Source organism: Streptomyces milbemycinicus, assembly GCF_002154605.1.
In the GTDB taxonomy this organism is placed as follows: domain Bacteria; phylum Actinomycetota; class Actinomycetes; order Streptomycetales; family Streptomycetaceae; genus Streptomyces; species Streptomyces milbemycinicus.
On record NZ_MUNE01000738.1, the window covers coordinates 1 to 3,151 of the forward strand.

General features: G+C 70.5%; 1 protein-coding gene and 1 pseudogene. Both read left to right on the plus strand.

Annotated features, from left to right (window positions below):
- Nucleotides 1-1,115: pseudogene (locus tag CCN51_RS44530) on the plus strand (hypothetical protein); the annotation flags it as partial.
- A gap of 76 nt (nucleotides 1,116-1,191) precedes the next feature.
- Nucleotides 1,192-3,039, plus strand: coding sequence for a protein kinase domain-containing protein (locus tag CCN51_RS44535; protein WP_014178271.1), 1,848 nt, complete (start codon nucleotides 1,192-1,194; stop codon nucleotides 3,037-3,039).
- The last annotated feature ends 112 nt before the right edge of the window (nucleotides 3,040-3,151 follow it).

Here is a 3,151-nt window from a genome sequence, read left to right on the forward strand (position 1 = left end):
CGGGGCCACCGGGGCCGCCGGGGCCACCCGGTACGCCCGGGCCGCCCAGGCCGACGGAGCCGAGGCCCGCGGGGGGTGTGCTGGGCGTGGTGTCGAAGGAGGTGACCTCCGGCGGCCCCGGTGGCCCCGGCGGGCCGTTCGGACCCGCGCCCACGCCCACACCCCCGCCCGCCGCCAAGCGCAGCAGGCGCAAGCCGGTCATCATCGCCTCCGCCATCGCCGCGACCCTGGTCATCGCGGGCGCGGCCACCTTCGCCTACGTCGCCTCCAACGACGACAGCAAGGACAAGAAGCCGGACTACAGCAAGATGACCCACACACCCCCCACCAAGTCCTCGCCCTCGGACGGGGCGTCACCGTCCGGCGACGACTCGGACTCGCCCGAGCCGTCCTCGACGTCCCTGGGCTCCAGCGGTGACGTCCCCGACGAGTACCTGGGCGCCTGGGAAGGCGAGATCATGGAGAGCGGTTCGGCCACCGGCAAGATCCGCCGCATCGTGATCAGCCAGGGCACCACCGGTTCGAAGATCATCGAGACCTTCACCGCCGCCTCCGACTCCTTCTGCCAGAGCAAGGCCACTCTCGACAGCACGGACAACCTGCTCGTCATCGAGGACGAGGAGGTGGACACCAGCGTCCCCAGCGACAGTTGCAGCACCGTGGGGAAGCAGACCCTGCGGCTGGGCAACGACGGCTCGATCGCCTGGAACACGACGGACGGTTCCTACTCGGCCAAGCTGCGCCCCTCGAAGTCCGGCGACAAGCCCATTCCCGACAAGTACCTGGGCACCTGGCTGGCCAAGGACGCGTTCGGGGTGTCGGGTGCCACCCTGAAGATCACCGTCAAGCAGGGCGCGATCGGCACGGAGGTCGGCGAGGACGTCTCGGACAGCAGCAAGTACCACTGCGAGGGCAAGAGGATCCTGGTCTCGGTCGACAAGGGGCTGGTCCTGAGCCCGGCCGACATCACCGACGAGACCTACGAAGATGCCTGCAACGCGGGCAACATGCTCACCTTCACCGCCGACGGATCTGACAAACTCCGGGTGCAATACGACGATCCGAACGACTACAGCGACGAGACCAAGACGCAGACGTTCACCCGCGTAAGCTGAGCGTCCGTCAGTCGAACGCACGTCAGTCGACCGCCCCGTCGTCGACCGAGCGCACACGGACAGGAGCCGCACGGCAATGGAGAACCTCGGGGCCCAGGACCCGCGGTGGATAGGCGAGTATCGGCTGCTCGGCAGGCTGGGCGAGGGCGGAATGGGCAGGGTCTACCTGGCCCGTTCCGCCCGCGGTCGCACGGTCGCCGTGAAGCTGGTGAAGGCCGAACTCGCCCGCCACGCCGACTTCCGCAGCCGCTTCCAGCGTGAGGTCGCGGCCGCGAGACGGGTCGGCGGACAGTGGACCGCGCCCGTCCTGGACGCCGACACCGAGGCCGAGGTGCCCTGGGTGGCCACCGGCTATATCGGCGGCCCGTCCCTGCACGACGTCGTCGCCGAGCAGTTCGGGGCGCTGCCCGAGCACTCCGTACGGACCATGGCGCACGGACTGGCCCTCGCGCTCCGCGATATCCACGGCGCCGGGCTGATCCACCGCGATCTCAAGCCCTCCAACATCCTCATCACCATCGACGGGCCGCGCGTCATCGACTTCGGCATCGCGCGGGCGCTGGAGACCATCGCCGGCGTGGGCACCAATCTGACGGTGGCGGGCGCGGTCGTCGGCTCGCCCGGTTTCATGTCGCCCGAGCAGGTGCGCGGCGAGGCCGTGACCACCGCGAGCGATGTCTTCTGCCTCGGATCGGTGCTGGCGTTCGCCGCCACCGGCCGGCAGCCGTTCGGCAATGTGACCAGCGGGGTGCACGCCCTGCTGTACCGGATAGCCCAGGAGGAGCCCGACCTCGCGGGCCTGCCGGAGGGGCTGCTCGAGCTGATCACCGGCTGTCTGCACAAGGACCCGGCCGTCCGGCTCTCGGTCGAGGACGTGGTGGCGCGTACGGCCCAGGAGGCCTATCCGGCCGCCACCGGCACCTGGCTGCCGGGCGAACTGCTCGCCAAGCTCGGGCGGGACGCGCTCCAGTTGCTGGAGATGGAGGCGGACTCAGACGACTCAGCCGAGTCGGCTACGGACTCCGACACCGCCACCCTGCGGGCCACCGGGCCCGTCAGGTCCGTGGGGGCCGCTGCGCCCGGCCCGGCGACGCCGGGGACGCCGAGCGGTTACGCGACCCCACCCGCACCCGGCGCACCCGCCGCACCCGGCTACCCCGCTTCCGGCGCCCAGCCCGGATATCCGATGGCGGGCGGGGCCGGACAGCCCTGGCAGGCCGCTCACCACCACTTCCCGGGCCCCATCTCCTCCCCGCCCGCCCGGAGCCTGCGGACCTCGCGGGGCCTGGGTTCCGCCCTGAGATGGCTGCTCGGCGCCTTCGCGCTGCTGTCCGTCGCCCATCTGGGCCTGAGCGGCACGCTGTTCAGCGCGTACGACGACGTTCTGGTCGGCACCGGTTCCGAGGGGGCGATCACCGACGCCAAGAACTCCTTGGAGATCTTCGAGGTCTTCACCGGGGTGCTGGCGATCCTGCTCGTCGTGATGTTCCCGGTGTGGTTCCGGCGCGTATATATGAACGCCACCTTCCTCGCACCCGGCCGCCAGCGCTACGACAGCGGCCTGGCGGCCGGCTCATGGTTCATCCCGGTCGCCCAGCTGTGGATGCCCAAGCAGATGGCCAACGACATCTGGACCTCCAGCGCTCCCCCGGGCACCCGGCCCGCCTCCCGCGCGGTGCTGAACTGGTGGTGGGCGCTGTACGTGACGATGTTCGTCGTCGTCGCCGTCTCGACGCTGGCGGAGCCCTTGGCCCGGTCGACCGAGGACAGGCAGGTGGTCGCCGGCCTGAACATCTTCGACGATCTGGTCTCGATCCCCGCGTCCGTGCTCGCGATGGTCGTGGTGGCCCGTATCACCAAGATGCAGCATCCCCAGCACTGGCAGCCGGAAGGGGCGGCCTTCGGGCCTCCCGTCATGCGCTGAGCGACCCCGGGGCCGCTCAGGAGGCCCTTCGGGCCGTGGCCCCTGAGGTGCGGCCGTGGCTCACAGACTTGTGGCTCACAGGCTCAAGGCCGCACCTCAGCGACTCATCACA